This is a genomic window from Pelosinus baikalensis (genome assembly GCF_020819555.1).
GTDB lineage: Bacteria > Bacillota > Negativicutes > DSM-13327 > DSM-13327 > Pelosinus > Pelosinus baikalensis.
Map to the genome: position 1 here is coordinate 1 of NZ_JAJHJB010000128.1, position 778 is coordinate 778.

Sequence of the window (778 nt, forward strand, 5' to 3'; positions counted from 1 at the left end):
CTTGTTCTGGGTTGCTGAAAGCTGGGGTGGACATTTGTCGCTTGTATTGCCAGTGTATGCCAAGCGCGAAGTTACACCCTTGCCGGATGGTTATATTTTACGCTTCCATGCCGAACTCGAAGACTACCAGGATCTTTTGCGTGATCTCAACCAAGCGGCAGGATGTTTATCTCGATAGTAGCAACTAGAATATAATATTCAATTTAATCATGTTAGTTAGTGAGGTGTATATTTCTATGGTTATTCGAACCTTGAGTCAATCAGATATTCAGCAAGATCCATATCAAGTATGGAATAGCTTTGTTGATTTGCTTACTTCAGAAGACTTTGAAGACTTAAATGACATTCAAAGAATGGCTTATCTATGTTTTTGGTACGATTCAGAGGTTCTGAATGGAGGTCATCTTCAATATTTCGAAAACAGGGGAACCGTTGATTTAAAGGATACAGTAAATGCGCTTACGATAATAGGTGCTAATAGTCAAGCTAAGTTACTTGAAGATGCATATTATATATATTCTGGTAAGTCAAGAAAACAAATTGAAACAATTCAGGACTATGTTGATGTAGCTAATGATGGTGAATTTGATGAAATCGATAATTTATTTTATGACAGCAAGCCACAAATACAAGATATGTTGGAAGAATACTTAAATAAGCATATATCTCAATTTGTTGAGATTATTTAATAATGAATGCTTAAAAGAAAGCCACAGCCTATCCATTGAGACTATCCCGAAATCTGTGTAAACCTCCAAGTTGGTGTAAAATAGAGACA

The 778-nt window shown here is 35.9% G+C and carries 1 protein-coding gene; it reads left to right on the forward strand.

Going from position 1 to position 778, the window contains the following annotated elements; all coding sequences use genetic code 11:
• Positions 1 to 236: 236 nt before the first annotated feature.
• A complete protein-coding gene (locus tag LMF89_RS25410; RefSeq protein ID WP_229537592.1) occupies positions 237 to 689 on the forward strand; it encodes a DMP19 family protein in 453 nt (150 codons plus the stop codon).
• The last annotated feature ends 89 nt before the right edge of the window (positions 690 to 778 follow it).